This window comes from Nostoc sp. ChiSLP03a, from assembly GCF_034531215.2.
In the GTDB taxonomy this organism is placed as follows: Bacteria; Cyanobacteriota; Cyanobacteriia; order Cyanobacteriales; family Nostocaceae; genus Nostoc.
On sequence record NZ_JAVRBQ020000053.1, the window covers coordinates 18,056 to 34,484 of the forward strand.

The 16,429-nt window shown below is 42.1% G+C and carries 12 protein-coding genes; 5 read left to right on the forward strand and 7 right to left on the reverse strand.

Translation table 11 applies throughout. The features are described 5' to 3' along the window. Positions 1 to 67 precede the first annotated feature (67 nt). A complete protein-coding gene (gene metK / locus RMY32_RS09065; RefSeq protein ID WP_322710541.1) occupies positions 68 to 1,342 on the forward strand; it encodes a methionine adenosyltransferase in 1,275 nt (424 codons plus the stop codon). Between the two features lie 265 nt (positions 1,343 to 1,607). On the opposite strand, the gene RMY32_RS09070 is transcribed toward metK, so the two are convergent. After that, positions 1,608 to 2,570 (reverse strand): hypothetical protein, encoded by a 963-nt coding sequence (locus RMY32_RS09070; protein WP_322710542.1) that lies wholly within the window; start codon positions 2,568 to 2,570, stop codon positions 1,608 to 1,610. Positions 2,571 to 2,738: 168 nt separating this feature from the next. On the opposite strand from RMY32_RS09070, the gene RMY32_RS09075 reads away from it, so the two are divergent. From RMY32_RS09075 to RMY32_RS09085, 3 genes are read left to right on the forward strand one after another with little or no spacing between them, the layout of a single operon-like run. Further along, complete coding sequence (locus RMY32_RS09075; RefSeq protein ID WP_409882580.1) at positions 2,739 to 4,175, forward strand: two-component system sensor histidine kinase NtrB; 1,437 nt, start codon at positions 2,739 to 2,741, stop codon at positions 4,173 to 4,175. Beyond that, a complete protein-coding gene (locus tag RMY32_RS09080; protein ID WP_322710544.1) occupies positions 4,168 to 5,493 on the forward strand; it encodes a sigma-54 dependent transcriptional regulator in 1,326 nt (441 codons plus the stop codon). Before RMY32_RS09075 ends, RMY32_RS09080 begins: the two co-directional genes overlap by 8 nt. A 58-nt stretch (positions 5,494 to 5,551) precedes the next feature. Further along, positions 5,552 to 6,940 carry an RNA polymerase subunit sigma-54 gene (locus tag RMY32_RS09085; protein WP_322710545.1) on the forward strand — a complete coding sequence of 463 codons (1,389 nt, stop codon included), beginning with the start codon at positions 5,552 to 5,554 and terminating at the stop codon, positions 6,938 to 6,940. 192 nt (positions 6,941 to 7,132) lie between these two features. Here RMY32_RS09085 and RMY32_RS09090 read toward each other — a convergent pair whose 3' ends face one another. The 5 genes from RMY32_RS09090 to RMY32_RS09110 form a co-directional block, all read right to left on the reverse strand. Then, positions 7,133 to 8,317, reverse strand: a complete 1,185-nt coding sequence (locus RMY32_RS09090; protein WP_322710546.1) for an anion transporter — start codon at positions 8,315 to 8,317, stop codon at positions 7,133 to 7,135. Between the two features lie 174 nt (positions 8,318 to 8,491). Then, on the reverse strand, positions 8,492 to 9,760 hold the full coding sequence (locus RMY32_RS09095) for an MFS transporter (RefSeq protein ID WP_322710547.1): 1,269 nt from the start codon (positions 9,758 to 9,760) through the stop codon (positions 8,492 to 8,494). 292 nt (positions 9,761 to 10,052) lie between these two features. Beyond that, positions 10,053 to 12,755, reverse strand: coding sequence for a type I secretion system permease/ATPase (locus tag RMY32_RS09100; protein ID WP_322710548.1), 2,703 nt, complete (start codon positions 12,753 to 12,755; stop codon positions 10,053 to 10,055). Further along, on the reverse strand, positions 12,704 to 13,486 hold the full coding sequence (locus RMY32_RS09105; protein ID WP_322710549.1) for a peptidylprolyl isomerase: 783 nt from the start codon (positions 13,484 to 13,486) through the stop codon (positions 12,704 to 12,706). The genes RMY32_RS09100 and RMY32_RS09105 overlap by 52 nt, the downstream gene beginning before the upstream one ends. 386 nt (positions 13,487 to 13,872) lie before the next feature. Continuing rightward, a complete protein-coding gene (locus tag RMY32_RS09110; protein ID WP_322710550.1) occupies positions 13,873 to 14,670 on the reverse strand; it encodes a TIGR00297 family protein in 798 nt (265 codons plus the stop codon). 403 nt (positions 14,671 to 15,073) lie between these two features. Between RMY32_RS09110 and RMY32_RS09115 the strand changes: the two genes are divergently transcribed. Beyond that, the gene (locus RMY32_RS09115; protein WP_322696621.1) at positions 15,074 to 15,505 is read left to right on the forward strand and encodes a VOC family protein; all 432 of its coding nucleotides are present in this window, start codon (positions 15,074 to 15,076) and stop codon (positions 15,503 to 15,505) included. Between the two features lie 55 nt (positions 15,506 to 15,560). Here RMY32_RS09115 and RMY32_RS09120 read toward each other — a convergent pair whose 3' ends face one another. Next, the gene (locus RMY32_RS09120) at positions 15,561 to 16,196 is read right to left on the reverse strand and encodes a triacylglycerol lipase (RefSeq protein WP_322710551.1); all 636 of its coding nucleotides are present in this window, start codon (positions 16,194 to 16,196) and stop codon (positions 15,561 to 15,563) included. Between the last annotated feature and the right edge of the window lie 233 nt (positions 16,197 to 16,429).

Genomic DNA, 16,429 nt, shown 5'->3' on the forward strand with positions numbered 1-16,429 from the left:
GAAATTAGTAGTTGAACTAAATACTCACATTTAGTCAACGAAAAAACTCTTGATGGAGGAATTTCTTTTGTCTCGTCGATATTTATTTACCTCTGAGTCAGTCACCGAAGGTCATCCAGATAAAATCTGCGATCAGATTTCTGATACTATTCTAGATGCCCTATTGACACAAGATCCGAGCAGTCGTGTCGCGGCTGAAGTCGTAGTTAATACTGGTTTGGTGCTAATCACTGGTGAAATAACCACCAAAGCTAATGTAAATTTCGTCAATCTCGCCCGAAAAAAAATTGCTGAAATTGGTTATACCAATGCTGACAATGGTTTTTCTGCTAACAGTACCAGCGTTCTGCTGGCTTTAGACGAACAATCACCCGATATTGCCCAAGGCGTTAACACCGCTCAAGAAACCCGCGAACAAGATAGTGATGAACAATTCGATAAAATTGGTGCGGGCGATCAAGGTATAATGTTCGGTTTTGCCAGCAACGAAACACCAGAACTGATGCCCTTACCCATCAGTCTCGCCCACCGTATTGCTCGCCGATTGGCAGCAGTCCGTAAAACAGGTGAACTGTCATACCTGCGTCCTGACGGTAAAACCCAAGTAACTGTGGTCTACGAAGATGGACGCCCCGTAGGTATTGATACGATTCTAATTTCCACCCAGCATACAGCCAGTATTGGGGAAATTACGGATGAGGCGGCGGTACAAGCCAAAATTAAACAAGACCTCTGGTCAGCAGTGGTTGAACCTGTTTTTGGCGACATTGACGTTAAACCCAATCAGGAAACACGTTTTTTAGTCAACCCCACTGGCAAATTTGTCGTTGGTGGTCCTCAAGGAGACTCTGGTCTGACAGGACGGAAAATAATCGTTGATACCTACGGTGGCTATTCACGACATGGTGGCGGCGCTTTTTCTGGCAAAGACCCCACGAAGGTAGACCGTTCTGCTGCTTATGCGGCTCGTTATGTAGCGAAAAATATTGTCGCTGCCGGGTTGGCAGAAAAAGTTGAAATCCAGCTATCTTATGCTATAGGTGTAGCGCGGCCTACAAGCATTCTAGTGGATACTTTTGGTACTGGCAAAGTGGATGAAGAAACCTTACTGGAATTAATCAACAAGCACTTTGAACTCCGTCCAGCAGGGATTATCCATACCTTCAACTTACGGAACTTACCAAGTGAACGAGGCGGACGTTTTTATCAGGACGTCGCGGCTTACGGTCATTTTGGGCGGGCTGATTTAGACTTGCCTTGGGAACAGACCGATAAAGCCGAATTGTTGAAGCAAGCAGCAAATGAGTCACTTTCGGCAGCAGTTGCTCAGGCAGTAACTTAGACTTATAAGCTACTACAAAAACTTAATTTATCTACGTGAGGGTATTGGCAACTTAACAAGTTAGCAATACCCTCATTTTTTGCTAGCCACCTGAATATCCACTAATACCAATTCGTAATTCGTAATTAAGAAAGTCAGATATAATCTGGCTTTCAGGGTTTGAATGTGTTGCCTCATTTTAGAGAATTGGTATAAAACTACTACTTTGTCAAGCTAAATGCCCTGACAGCAGATTCATCTGTTGCAAAGATTTTTGTTAATGGTATTACGGCTCGATGATGGCTTTTGGTTGCAAAGATACAGATTGCCCATTAACTGACAATGCTGTAGCTTCTAAAATCTGGCCGTAACGATTGCGAGTGCCGAATCCATTGGCTTGAATTGTGTTTTTGATGTTCGCCATACTGGTTAGCTGTTCGCCTACATGGGGCGGGAACTTGACAATAGTGCCATTAGAAATAATAACGCCGTTAATTTCTCCTCGATGTCCCACCAACCAATTCTGAGCAGTTCCCTGTGCAGATAAGGTACTGTAGTTGCTCAAGCTGGGTGGTTGGGGGGCGGTTGTGGGAGGTTGTTCGACTAAAGTCTGTCCAGTTTGAGAATTGGTGATGCTTTTGGCTCTCACTTCCTGTCCAAAGCGAGTGGAAAAGCCAGGATCACCAAAAATGCTCACTTTCGTGTTTGGGGTAATTATCCGCACTAAACTGTCCGCCATCTGGGGAGGAAATTTCACCTGTAGCCCGTTATTGAGTAATAGCCCATCCACCTTACCTTCAGGGTTGAGAAGATACTGTTTTACCTCTCCAGTGAAAGTGGTTCCGGCTGTGGGGGGTAATTCTGGTGGGGGTGCTGGGGGAATATCTAGAGGATTAGCATTAGTTAAATTGGCACTTGGGAGATTAGCTTCTAGCGATCGCCCGCTTGGTGTAGCATTACTAACAACAGTATTGTACGTCCAAAAACCGAAAAGTGCGATTGCGACTCCGATGCCGCCACTAGTTAAAATTAACTTTAACTTGCGTTGGCGATCGCGAGATCGGATTTGCTTGGCTTGAATCTGCTGTATTGCTTGTTGAATCACCTCTGGAGGAATTTGTACTTCTGCTCCAGCCTGCATAATTTCTTCTAAAGAATAATCTTGATTTTCTTGGGCATACAACTGAGCCGCTAGAGCGAAAACATCGGGAGCAATTTCTTTGGGAATGCGAACTTTAGAGTTATTCATCTGCTTTAATTCAATTTAATTGCTAACTAGAACTGTTAGAGTGCAAAACTCGTGCCATAGATACAAGACACTCGTTAGCTAGTAAGGCAGGATGAAAAATGAGCAACTGGAATTTGGCATAGTTTTTGCACTTCTAGAAGTTCTAACCCTTATTCCATGCAACCTATTGTGTTATCTCAACGTTGGACACTCCGGCGACAGCTAACAATCCTCAGCATCCTTTTTTTAGGTTTAAGTGGAGCTGCTTTATGGTTAGTAATACAACTATTTCAAAGTCTAGAAGGTGCTGTTGTTGCCAGAAATCAGAGAGAACTAGCTTTTGCCAACACCAGACTAATTAAGCTGTTTTGGGAATCAAATCTTGGGCAAACACTAAAGCCAAGTAAGCCGTTGGCGGAACTTTCAAACGATGCCCTAACTGCTTTCCCAAGGGTAGAAGGAGGATTTTATCTGCTGCAACAAGACCAGCTTTTAGGCTATGCCTATCCTACCCACGCGGGCCCTGTCCCCAAAAAAGATATTCCTCCTGCTGAACGAGACACAATTTTGCAATTGACTCGGAGAGCGACAAGCCAAGGTTTACCCCAGGAATTAGTACTGCACCCTGGTCTTGATGTCTTGGTACTGCGTGCTGACCCTCTACCTCTGTGGGGAGCAGTGTGGACGATGAAACGTATGCCTCGTTTAGAAGATAGCAATCAAAAAGTTTTAAGTGTTTTCGTAGTTTTAGGAATTTTAGTTGTAGGAGTTTGGACTTTTTATATTGCCTTACAACTACAGTGGGGAGTGCAGCGACTCCAGCAAAGTATTAAAGCGATGGAAGAGGATAAAGCTTCGCTAATTCCGGCGCTACCCGCAGAAATGGGACTGTTGGGAACTGCAATTAATAGTATGCAATACCATCGCCAAGAGTTAGAGCAGCGCTTGCACCGAGTTGAGCGCTTGGCTTCTCTGGGACAACTGGTAGCGGGGGTAGCTCATGAAGTCCGCAATCCCTTAGCTAGTATGCGCCTCAATTTGCAATATACAGAACGGCAATTAAAAAAGCAGGGAATTACGACTTTACCGATCGCTAGTTTACTAGAACAAGTAGACCGTTTAGAGATGTTGGTGCGACGGCTATTGTATTTTGACCAAAATCAGCAAGAAGAAATGGTAACAACTTCCCTAGAAGCGATCGCTGTTGAATCAGTTTGTCTATTACGTCTCAAAGCCGAAGAACAGGGAGTAACACTTTTTTATCGCTCTGCTGCTGAACCTTTACCTCAAGTACCACTACGCCACCGAGAGTTAGGACAGGTGATGATTAACTTAATCTTAAATGCCATCCAAGCAAGTCCACCAGAAAGCGAAGTTGAGGTTGGTGTCAGCCAAGAGCAAGACTACTTAGTGACTTGGGTAAAAGACACTGGCGCAGGTTTAGCACCAGAAGAACGCGATCGCATTTTCGATCCTTTTTATTCCACAAAACCCCAAGGAACAGGTTTAGGTTTAGCCATTAGCCACGAGATTGTCACCCGACACGGAGGGCATATTGATTTGAAATCTCAACCGGGTTGCACCGTTTTTAGCGTTTACTTACCGAAGAATCACAACGATGGCTAAAATTTTGATTATTGATGATGAAAAAGCCTTGCGTCAAGCGATGGCGCAGATTTTAAAAGATGAAGGCCACGACGTAGTAGAGGCGGGAGACGGAGAGCAAGGACTGAAAATAATTCAACAAGGTGCCACATCTCGTCCTGACTTGGTGTTTCTAGATTTGAAAATGCCCAAAACTCAGGGTAATGCTGTTCTGAAAGCTTTAGGTAGCAAAACCTTGTTTGAACTGCCAGTAATTGTGATGACAGCTTACGGAACAAGTCGTACAGCCATTGAAGCTATGCAGTTGGGAGCTTATGATTATTTAACTAAACCCTTCGATTTAGAAGATTTAGTCAACTTGGCGCAAAAAGCTTTAGCTCATTCCCAAGCATCCGCCGAGCAAATTGGTGAAGCAAATATTCAAAATCTCGGACAACCAGAAGAACTGTTGGGGCGATCGCCTAAAATGGCAGAAGTTTTTAAACTTATTGGTAGACTTGCTCAAGGAAACACCACAGTTTTGATTGTCGGCGAATCAGGTACAGGCAAAGAGTTGGTCGCTTCCACACTGCATAATGCTAGCCCTCGCAGTCGCGGCCCTTTAGTAAAAGTTAACTGTGCAGCCCTTCCAGAACATTTGTTAGAAGCAGAATTATTTGGTCACGAAAAAGGAGCCTTCACTGGAGCGAATCACTTGCGAATTGGTCGCTTTGAACAAGCCAATGGCGGTACAATTTTTCTAGATGAAGTCGGAGAATTGAGCCAGATAATTCAAGGGAAATTGTTGCGAGTATTACAAGATAAATCCTTCGAGCGCTTGGGTAGTAACCAAACCAAAACTGTAGATGTCCGCATTTTAGCTGCCACCAATCGGAATTTAGAACAATTGGTACGCCTGAATCAGTTTCGAGAAGACCTTTACTATCGCTTTAATGTAATACGAATTGAACTGCCACCTTTGCGCGATCGCCCCGAAGATTTAGAACAACTTACCCAACATTTTTTAAGTTCTATTGCTCTCAGAAATGGAATTAAAAATTTAGCAATTACCTCAACCGCCCTAGAAAAACTCAGAGATTATGCTTGGCCAGGAAATGTGCGAGAACTGCAAAATACTTTAGAGAGAGCAGCAGTTTTTTCTGGAGGAAGAACCATTCTTTTAGAGCATCTCATTTTTAATCAAAAATATCAGATGAATTTGAACTTAGAACAAGCGATCGCTCAGTTAGAAATAAACTTTATCCGCCATGCTTTAGCACTTTATCCCCAACAACCCCACAAAGCATTAGGAATTTCTGTCGAAAGCTTTGAGCAAAAAAAGAAACAATGGAATTTATAGCACAATACCTTTGGGTTAACCATTTTCCTAACTCTCTGTGTCCTCTGCGGTTCGTATCATGAATTCCTTAAACTCAGCATCTACACTAGAAACACACTTAGAAACTCAAACTGTTATTTACCCAACTCTACAGTATTTAGTTCGCTTCTTGCCGTGGGATGGTAAGCGAGTATTCGACTATCTTCGAGAAGAATCTAAACACAATCCATTTATAGTAGAAAATTCTGATTTCCAGAACAGCGAAGCACTTTTAGATGATATTTTACCTAATTGGTATAGTCCCATCGCCCAGGAATTAAGTTTAAGCGAGCATCTTCTTGGACAAATATCAGCTTTGTCAATACCATACAAACAACGCGAAGCCTTAACCTATCTAACTCAGTGGTTATCAAACTCAGGTTACTTAGAAGAAACTCCAGAAGTTTGGGCAGATGGTAGTATCTGGAGTGCAAAAGAACTAGAGGCTGTTATTCCTCTCCTCCAAAGTTTAGATCCACCCGGAATTGGTACGCGAACCATACAAGAATGTTTGTTAATACAACTCAAAAACCAGCCGGAAAGCCTAGCTTTTCTACTAGTTAAAAATTATTTAGAAGATATAGCAAATTGTATTGGTAATTCTTCCGAGTCAAAGCACAATTGTCAATTACTATTGCAAGAACTGCGCCAAAATCATCAATATTTTAATGTTGACATCGATAAAATCACCGATGCTATTCATAAAATTCAAGAATTAGAACCTCGTCCCGCCAGAAACTTTGGTGGTAGCGATGCTCCCATCGTCACCCCTGATTTAAAAATTGAGTTAATAGCTGGAAGTTGGCAAATTTCTTTAGCCTATGAAGTCAAACAACGTTTTTGTCTAAATTCCGAAGCTATTAAGCTTTTGCAGGAATCACCAAAAGCAAGGCGAGATACCCAACAATTAGAAGCATTATTACAAAAAGCTAGAAATTTACTCACAGCTTTGCAACAATGGCAGGAAAATCTGCTCAAAGTTGGGAAATTTTTAGTTGAGCGCCAGCAAGCTTTTTTGCAAAGTCGGGATAAATTAGACTTAGTATCTACCCCTCAGCAATTAGTAGCTCAATCGGTAGGACTTAGTAACTCTACAGTCAGTCGGATTGTGCGGGGACGGTATATATTAGTTTGTAACCAAAACAGTCAGATAATTCCGTTGCATTCACTATGTGTTCCTATAGGAGTAGGCGGACGTACTCCTCAACAAATCCAACAGATGCTATTACAGTTAATTGCAGAAGAATCACCCGCCAATCCTTATACTGATGAGCAATTAGCCCAGCTTTTGAAAATGCGATTTTGTCTGCCAATCACTCGCAGAACAGTTACAAAATACCGTAAAATTGCTGGGATAAAGTCATCACATCAACGCAAGTTGACTGATATAGCAGGAGGCAGGAGGCAGAGGGCAGGAGGCAGGAGGTAAAACTATTGCTAACTCTCTTCTTTCACTGCATCCTTATGTCTTAAAGAGTGTGACTACAGCTATAAAAAGATGGGAAGCAAGGAAGTCTCTTGAAATATCAAAGTTGAGCCTTTGAGCCTCGAAGTTGCGCCTTTGAACCTGAACATTGCAGCTTTGAACCTGAACGTTGCACCTTTGACAAATGACAAATGACTAAATCCAAAAATAAGCCAGGATGAGAGTCAGCACAGTTAACGGTAGACCAAAACGCAGATGTTCCCAGAATGACAACTGATAACCAAGTTTTGCGACAGCCTCAGCAACAATTAAATTAGCAACTGAACCTAACAAAGTTAGATTACCTGCTAAGGTAGATCCTGCTGCTAATAGTAACCAGGTTTTCGTGTCTGGATGGGGAATTAAATGTTGTAGTAACAAGACTGCCGGAACATTAGAAACTAAATTTGAAAGGAGAGCAGTAATTCCTAATATGTTCAGGGGAGTAGAAACTAAACTGCTAAATAAACTCAATATTCCTAATTTTTCTACTCCAGTGGTAACAATAAATAGTCCAGAAAACATCACCAGTAAATCCCAATCCACTTTGTTTAAAACTCGTTGCGGTTTGATTCGTCTAGTAATGAATAGTAAACTAGCAGCTACAAGTGTTGCTTGGGCTGGGGGTATCCCAATTAAGAATGCAATTAATAATCCTCCGGTAATCAATAGGCTTTTAGTCAGTAACGGTTTAAATATGCGGTAACGTGCGGGGGTTACACTCGGACAAGATTTAGTAGAACGGACATCAGGATAAAGCCACCACAATAACCCAATTTGGATCAACAAACTTACTAATGCGATGGGAGTCAATGCTTTTGCAAAATCGAGATAGCTGATATCAGAGAAGGAACCAATTAAAATATTTTGCGGATTACCACTTAAGGTAGCCACTGAACCCAGATTAGTTGCTCCCGCCAAGGCAAGTAAGTAAGGAATAGGATTGAGGTTCAAAGTTTGGGTTAAACCGAGAACCAAAGGAGTCAAAATTAGAGCGATGGTATCGTTCAGAAAAAAAGCGGAGAGAATTCCACTACCGAAAGTTAAAACAATTAGCAAACCCAAAGGGCTACGGGTGAAGTGTGTAACTGTATCAAGGGTTAGTTGAAAAAAACCAGCGTAAGCTAAGTTTGTGCTGATTACCATCATGCCAAACAGGAAAATCAGCGTTTTATAGTCTATGGCAAGCCATGCTTCTTTGAGGTCTAATACCCCGAATGCCATCAGCAAAGATGCACCAACTAAAGCAATACTGGCTCGGTTCATCCGCAAACCAGGGAGATATCCTAAACCCAAACCGATATAAGTCAGCCCAATGATGATATATCTGAAAACAATCATGATTTTGCTAGATGCTTTTGATTAAGTAGTCATTGGTCATTGGATTTTAGTGCATACCTCGCCCCTTGTAGGTGGAAAAACTTTGTCTTTCATGGGACTAATTCAAGCCATGTTAAAGAGTGGACGTGTTTATTTTGGACTAATGACTAATAACTAATGACTAATGATTAATGATTAATGACTCCCCGAAGCGGTTTGATGTGATGCTTTTCTATTAACTCCTGTTTTTGTTTCAGGTACACACAACCAAAAAACTGCTAAAGCCACAACTGCGATCGCTGCTAAAATCAAAAAACCAACATTGTAACCAGCACTTTTAACCACAAACCCAGCTAACACATTGCTCAAACCCGCACCAACACCAATGGCAGTGTTGAGCATCCCTTGGGTAAGATTAAAGCGTCCCGTGCCTTTAGTCAAATCAGCTACCATCAACACCGAAAGCACACCAAAAATCCCGCCTGCAATACCATCCAGAATTTGTACAGAAACGAGAAAATAGGGATTGTCCGAAAACGTATACAGCACTCCTCGAATCGGTAAGACAGCAAAGCCCAGCAAAAATATGGGTTTTCTGGCTGTATGTGCAAAACGCCCAGCCAAGTTAGACACTGGAATCATCACTAACTGAGCGACAATGATACAAGCAGACATATAAACTGTGTCACTTGTCCCTTTACCCTGTGCCAATTCTTGACCAACTAGCGGTAACATGGCAGCATTGGCAAAGTGAAACAGAACTACTGCAACAGTAAAAAATAAGATTTGGCGATCGCTTAATAATTGCAATATGCCTTCATAGCGCTGCTGATGTTTTTGATTATCTTCCTCCTCTCCTTCTTCACTATCTCCACGCGCTAGTTCGTGGTCAATCTCTCTTTCGCGAATCATCCTCACTGAAATAATACTGCCCACAGCCATAGCTGCAACCAGGAAAAATATTGCCTTGCGTGCAATAAAGTAACCTGCTAAACCAGCGAGAGTAGCAGCTAGCAGATTTCCTGCATGGTTAAATGTTTCATTACGACCTACCCGCCTATCTAATCTCTCATGTCCTACGAGTCCCAGAGTAATAGCAGTAATCGCAGGTGGAAAAATTGCAGCAGCAATCCCAATCATAATCTGAGAACCGAGGACAACAGGCAAACTGGGGAACAAGCCCATAGCAATACAGCCGATAGAAACAAACACAGCCGCCAGTATAATCAACATCCGTTTTTGACGTAGCCTGTCAACCAATGCACCAGCTGGTGTTTGAGCAATAACTGTGGCAATTGACGAAGCTGACATCGCCAATCCAATCTGGGCAGGGTTCCAATTTGCTGAAGCTTTCAGGTAAATACTCAGATATGGCCCAACACCATCGCGCACATCTGCGAGAAACACATTTAAGCAATCAAGCGATCGCAAACTCTTCTTACTCGGTCTTCGCTCTTTTTGCATAAGTCTTTAGTGGTATTTTGTCAGCTATGGAGGGGTCACAATACCCTTATGCAAAAATCGTGCCAAATCAATAGCGTCCGGCTGCATCTAGCGAAAAAACCTTCTTTGTGCCAGATACAACTTACATAAGTAATAGCACTCGTCGAACTCACGTTCAATTAAGGGCAGTATTGAAATCAGCAAAATTAAAATGGCGAACGGAATTATGTTCCATTCGCCAAAAGCTATGCTGAAGCCGCTTTGCAAAGGTTTATTTTTTATGTAGCCACAAGCTTTGAGTTAGTTAAATCTACTAAATGTTTGCTTGCTGCCGTTGATATAGTGACCAATACAAACCCTTTTGTTGCAACAATTGTGAGTGAGTACCACGTTCGGCAATCACGCCTTGCTCCAATACCAAAATCAAGTCGGCACGTTTAAGCGGTGCAAAGCGGTGAGCAATCAGAAATACGGTACGGTTGGCGGAAATTTTTTGCAGGTTTTGCAGCACTTGTTGTTCTGTTTCACTATCCAAGGCGCTAGTAGCTTCATCCAAAACTAAAATCGGCGCTTGGGAAAGAAATAGCCTTGCTAAAGCAATGCGTTGTCTCTGTCCACCAGATAAAGCTGTACCGCGTTCGCCAACATTGGTTTCGTAACCGTATGGTAATTGACTAATAAAGTCATGTGCCACAGCTAATCTTGCTGCCTCTACAACTTGCTCTGCGGTAATGTCAGGACTACCGAGAGTGATATTTTCCAAAATAGAACCGTTAAATAAAAAGTCTTCTTGGAGAACTACACTAATTTGTTGCCGCAGTGAGGCTAAATCAGCACTTTTTATATCAAAACCATCAATCAGGATGCGTCCTGATTCAATTTGATAGAGGCGTTGCAATAGCTTAGACAGGGTACTTTTCCCAGAACCGCTACGTCCGACAATGCCAACAAACTGCCCTGGTTCGGCACTGAAAGAGATTCCCCGCAGAATTGCGTCAAAGTTCGGGCGGTAGCGGAAAAATACTTGCTCGAAGGTGATTTGTCCTTTCAGGGGTGGCAAAACTAAGCCAGTTCCCAGTTCAGCTTCGGGGGAGACGTTGAGAATATCACCAATGCGATCTACAGAAAGTAGCACTTGTTGAAGGTTTTGCCACAACTGTACTAAGCGCAAAAGCGGGCCTGTGACTCTACCAGACAACATTTGAAATGCAACAAGCTGTCCAATTGTGAGCTTTTGTTCGATGACTAACCTGGCTCCAAACCAGAGAATCAGCATGGTGGACAAATTGGTGAGAAAATCACCAATGTTGCTGCTGATATTGGAGGTAGTAGAAGCTTTAAAGCCTGTGCGAATGAAGCGGGCAAATAAGCCTTCCCAGCGATCGCGGGCTACTGGTTCAGCTGCATGGGCTTTAACGGAGTGAATCCCCGTCACTGTCTCCACTAGAAATGATTGACTATCGGCACTCCGGTTAAAAGTTTCGTTGAGCCAGTTACGCAGAATTGGTGTTGCAACTATTGTCAATGTGGCAAACAACGGCAGTACTGCTAAGGCGACAAAGGTAAGTGGGATATTATAGTAAAACATCAATGCCAGGTAGACCACAGCAAAGATGCTATCTAGAATTACAGTTAATGCTGTACCTGTGAGAAACTGACGAATTTGTTCGAGTTCCTGGACTCTTGCTACTGTGTCTCCGACGCGGCGCGACTCAAAATAAGCTAATGGCAGACGCATCAGATGGCGAAATAGCTGTGCTGATAAACTCAAATCCAGACGGCGAGCTGTATGGGTAAAGATAAATAAGCGTAGAATACCCAGTACGGATTCAAATATGGCTACGCATAAAAGTGCCAGCGCCATCACATCGAGAGTTGGCAAACTCCCCTGTACCATCACTTTATCAATGACGACTTGGGTAATTAGCGGTGTTGTTAACCCCAAAAGCTGTAAGGTAAAAGATGCTAACAATACTTCTGTGAGCAATCCCTTATACTTCCAAACTGCTGGGGTAAACCAACTGAGGTTAAATTTTTCTTGCTGAGATATGAGTTCTACTTGCCACAATCGTCCATCCCAAGATGCTTCAACTATGGACTGTGGCAAGCTTTCACAAGTCCGTTCGGGATTTAGAGGATTAGCGATAATTAAGCGATCGCCTTTAACTCCATAAGCCACCACCCAGGATGGACTCTGGGGTGAGTCAGAATTCCATAGCAATAAAGCTGGAAATGACAACTGTCGCAACTCACTCCAACTCACTTGTAAGCGCCGCAACACTAACCCTAACTTTTCTGCTGCTTCCACAACCTGTTTTGGGCCTTGTCCTCTGAGTTGACGCTGCACCCATTCCAGTTGCACAGAATTTTCTAACTGTTGCGCTACCATTGTTAAACACGCAGCACCTGTATTCCAACTGGCAACAAACGGATAAATTGCAGTGATTAAATTAGCGGCTGGGAGTCCTTTTTGGGGTTGGAGGCTGTGGGGGCTGGAAGTCCCGTCTGAGGCTGAAATTACTGAAGGAGTGCTAGAAAAGGAAAATGTTTCCCTTTGTCCCTCCATCTCTACTGGTAACGCTTGCCAAAATTCCTGAATTTGTGGATGAGAAAATTCTGCCCACAGCGCAGTATCCCAATAAACTACTATCACTTCTTTACTAGCAGCTACAGCTTTAAAATCCGCAGACAGCTTTTGGAAGTCGCCAAACCAATCCCCTGCATCTAGGGCGGCTATTGGTTTACCAACGCCCTCTTCTCGCAAGCGGACTTTCCCAGCCACAATTAAGAATTGATAACCGCGAACATCGTTTGACCAGATTTTTTCTCCAAGACGATACTGGCGGGTTTGGCACTCATTTTCCAATCGGGATTGTTGTTCGGGAGTCAGCCAGGATAGCGGTGGCTGATTCCAAGGCAAAGAAGCTAGCACTTTTAATCGTAAAGATTCATTATCCAGAATTTTTAACTCACTTGTAACTTGACTGTCAGTTTTTGAATTTTCTCTGCTAGCCATTTTTCAAACAACTCATTTTGTAGTGCTTGCTGTAGTTGAGTATCTTCTAAAGACGCTGGTAGAAATTGTTCTACTCGAAACAAACCATAAGGCCCTTCTCCTTGGGGAGAGTCTTTGCCAACGATTTCTATGGGTCCGATCAATTGTCCAGGACTGGCCACATCAATAGCTGCCCGTAATATATCCGGCATACTACCTCGGCTGACGATTCCCATCATGCCATTCACAATTCGGTCATCTGAAAGGGAATACTCTTTAGCTAGTTGCTCAAAACTACCTCCTTCTTCAATTTGGGTTTGGAGTTCGTCTGCTAATTCTCGATTATCAACAACAATCCGGGAAAGTACCACCCGATCCAAGAAAATTTTGCGCTCAATAAAATATTCTGGGAGTTTTGTTTGTGTCACTACAGCTTTCAGCTTTTCTAACTTGTAACCAAAAGCAACTGATGTGTGAAAAGTAGCGTAATCTGTATTATTTGTCTTTAACCATTCTTGAAAGTTTTGGGGATCGGTAAGTTGATTTTTCAGCCTAAAGTCAATAATTGCCTGTTCGGTTATTGCGGTACCAATTTCAATATCATCTCGTGTTCGGATTTCTTCCTCAATTACGTACTGCCGGAGAATATCCCCAATGAACTGTCCCAATTTCCCAGAAGCTTGCAGGTACTTTACTGCTTGCTCTATAGAAATTGTTTGGTCATTAATTGTCAAAAATGATAAAGATTCCATGAACTAATTATGTGAAAATTGTTAAACACTTATAGGACTTTTATTTAAATTAAATCATATAGAAATCATCTAGTCATTAATGGATAAAAATGATAAAGATTCCATGAAATAATTACATCTAAATGGTCAAAAAATTATATAACTAGTAAATAAAATAATTTGCCACAATCACTTTTACAGTCTAGTGGGGACAAAATCAGGATTGAAAATATTAGTGGTGGCGCAGTAGTAAGGCAAATTAGTTATTTTCTACCAATGCTCTTCAAGAGTGCTGAGTGGGGAATCTGGAACTGATAACGGGCTAAATGCCCCGCTATCAATTAACGGAATTGTTTTGCTCAATGCCCCACTTAAACGAGTAATGGTAATTGTTTATTCTCCCCAGTCTAGTTAATGAAAGTTATCCATGTCCAAGCAAGTAACACAGATGCGATCGCACCGATTAATGTATTAAAAATATTTACTACTTCATTGGTCAGCCAGGTATACTTAGATTGCAGTGTTGCGCCAATTACACTTTCTAGGTTGGTGGCAATAAATGCTGCCAGCACACACCAAGCGACTCCCAATAAATCGATTAAGCCAACTCCCCAACCCACAAGTGCGATCGCTACAGAAGCCACAATCCCAGCTAAAGTTCCCTCCAAGCTTACCGCTCCTTCTGTGCCGCGAGGTACTGGTTGGAGTGTGGTAATCAAAAAGGTGCTTTTACCATAAGCTTTACCAACTTCACTAGCAGTGGTATCAGCCAGCTTCGTACTGAAACTCGCTACATAGGCTAGTAATAATAGGGACTGGAGATTGGGGATTAGGGATTGGGAACTAGGTATAAGTAATCCCGAATTTATTATTCCTACTCCCAAAGCACACAGCGCCCCAGTCAAAGCCGAACCCCAGACATTTTCTGGGCCTCTTGCCCCAGAACGCTTTTCAGCAATTCCTTCTACTTCCTTCTGCGCCATCCCGATGCGGGTAACGCCAGAACCAACCAAAAAATAGAACATTACTACTGCATATCCTTGCCAGCCTAATGTTACCCAAATTAAGATGGCCAAAAACCAGGCGTGGAATAATCCAGCAGGGGTAAGTAGCTTTTTAGGAGCAATCCAAGCTAAACCCAATAAAATTGTGTTTAATACTACTGCTACTAACCAGGGATTTACAGAATCTATTGAGGATGACATCAGCAATTAATCATGAGTAATTTTGTCTGAATATCAACAGAATAACGAATTTGTGATGCTTAGTACTTTATTTTTGCAGCCTCTCTAGGTAAAGTAATATGTTTGTATTATTAACTAACTTGCGTAGGCATAGCTCTGAAAGCTGAGTGTCAAACCATCAATGATGTCATTAGATATACACTGCAATGATTAAACAAAATGCAAAACTTCTTTTGAGTTAGGTAGACTCTTCTCCGTAGCCGCAGAGTATAGTAGCTGAAGTATTACTCAGTCGCCAATATTAGTAATAAGGATAAAGAATATAAGTTAATATCAATAAAAACTGTGTTCAAATTAACCACAATCAAAACTTAATAGCATAAATTATAGATGGCAGAAATTACTAGTCTTTCTCACATAAGTTATGAGCCAAACTTTATTCCATCTAGCTTTCCCTGTAACTGACATTGCCCAAACAAAAGCATATTATGTAGATGGTTTGGGCTGCATTCCTGGTCGTGAAAACCACCATGCTCTGATACTCAATCTCTACGGTCATCAATTAGTGGCTCATGTCACAAAAGAACCTTTGGCACCGCAACAAACTATCTATCCCAGACATTTTGGGCTAATTTTTACCCAAGAACGTGACTGGCAAGACTTACTACAAAGGGCACAACAACAACAGCTACTTTTTCGTGAAGAAACCAAAAATCGTTTTGTCGGTTCTCCTCTTGAGCATCGCACTTTCTTTTTAGAAGATCCCTTTTATAATCTCATGGAGTTCAAGTATTATCGTCATCCAGAGGCGATTTTTGGGAGTTACGAACATACGCAAATTGGGGATAGGATTTAAGAAATTTGTAATTCTTAATTAAAGATGAATAAATCAAACGTAGCAAGCATTCTAGCTACTGACTAGATTTTTTATTCAGCAAGGGTAACTGAATAGGCTTTGCTAAAGCTGCTGTGACTACTCTTAAACTCCTGGGATCTGTCAGCATCCAAGGGTGTAGAGTAACTGGTACTATTACTTGGCTCCCTACGGGCATTTGTGAACTATTTGCTGGGACAATCATTAAATCATAAGGTGTCCAGATAGACGTAAAATCTAGCTGTCCCAACATTACAGCATCAGAATTTAAATCTTTGAGAAAAATGCTGTCGGGGCGCATTTGTAGGCAACCAGGACGCCTAGAACCATAAGCAACCACAGTTCCATAATGGGGCGAAGAGATGGTAATAAATTGCTGCACGCGGTTAATTCCTCCTAATCGCTGAACATAGTAACGGCTGACAATTCCTCCCATACTGAAGCCTACTAAATCTAAGCGTTGTTCTGGTGCAAAGGTCGCTGTAACATAATCTGCTACTTGTTTTGCCAATTCATCAAGACCCACATCACCATTATTAGGTAAGAGATTCAGGGAATATACAGACCAGCCCTGTAGTCTTAATTGAGCCGCCATTTTATAGAAAACTGCTTCTGTGTCGTCAATGCCGTGTATTAACAAAACGGGATTGCGTTGTTGATTTTCAATGTTCATTTACAAAATCTAACTAAGATTCAGGGGTGTATTTCACTTTTGTAGACACATACTCCTCTACAAACTGAAGCTATTGTTTTTCGGATTCTTTAAAAGCTGGACTTACGCAAAAATAGCCAAAAAGCTTAATATATCAAACTGCCAAGACGCCTTCTCTACGAGAGGCTTCCGCCAACGCGTTCGCTTTAGTGTCTCTGAAAGAGAAGCGTCTCGAAAAGAAGAATGCCAAGAGT

Excerpts from the sequence above, each read along its gene's own strand:
- RMY32_RS09070 (WP_322710542.1), bottom strand. The coding sequence starts at position 2,570 with ATGAATAACTCTAAAGTTCGCATTCCCAAAGAAATTGCTCCCGATGTT.
- RMY32_RS09080 (WP_322710544.1), top strand. The coding sequence starts at position 4,168 with ATGGCTAAAATTTTGATTATTGATGATGAAAAAGCCTTGCGTCAAGCG.
- RMY32_RS09085 (WP_322710545.1), top strand. The coding sequence starts at position 5,552 with ATGAATTCCTTAAACTCAGCATCTACACTAGAAACACACTTAGAAACT.
- RMY32_RS09090 (WP_322710546.1), bottom strand. The coding sequence starts at position 8,317 with ATGATTGTTTTCAGATATATCATCATTGGGCTGACTTATATCGGTTTG.
- RMY32_RS09095 (WP_322710547.1), bottom strand. The coding sequence starts at position 9,760 with ATGCAAAAAGAGCGAAGACCGAGTAAGAAGAGTTTGCGATCGCTTGAT.
- RMY32_RS09100 (WP_322710548.1), bottom strand. The coding sequence starts at position 12,755 with ATGGCTAGCAGAGAAAATTCAAAAACTGACAGTCAAGTTACAAGTGAG.
- RMY32_RS09105 (WP_322710549.1), bottom strand. The coding sequence starts at position 13,486 with ATGGAATCTTTATCATTTTTGACAATTAATGACCAAACAATTTCTATA.
- RMY32_RS09110 (WP_322710550.1), bottom strand. The coding sequence starts at position 14,670 with ATGTCATCCTCAATAGATTCTGTAAATCCCTGGTTAGTAGCAGTAGTA.
- RMY32_RS09115 (WP_322696621.1), top strand. The coding sequence starts at position 15,074 with ATGAGCCAAACTTTATTCCATCTAGCTTTCCCTGTAACTGACATTGCC.
- RMY32_RS09120 (WP_322710551.1), bottom strand. The coding sequence starts at position 16,196 with ATGAACATTGAAAATCAACAACGCAATCCCGTTTTGTTAATACACGGC.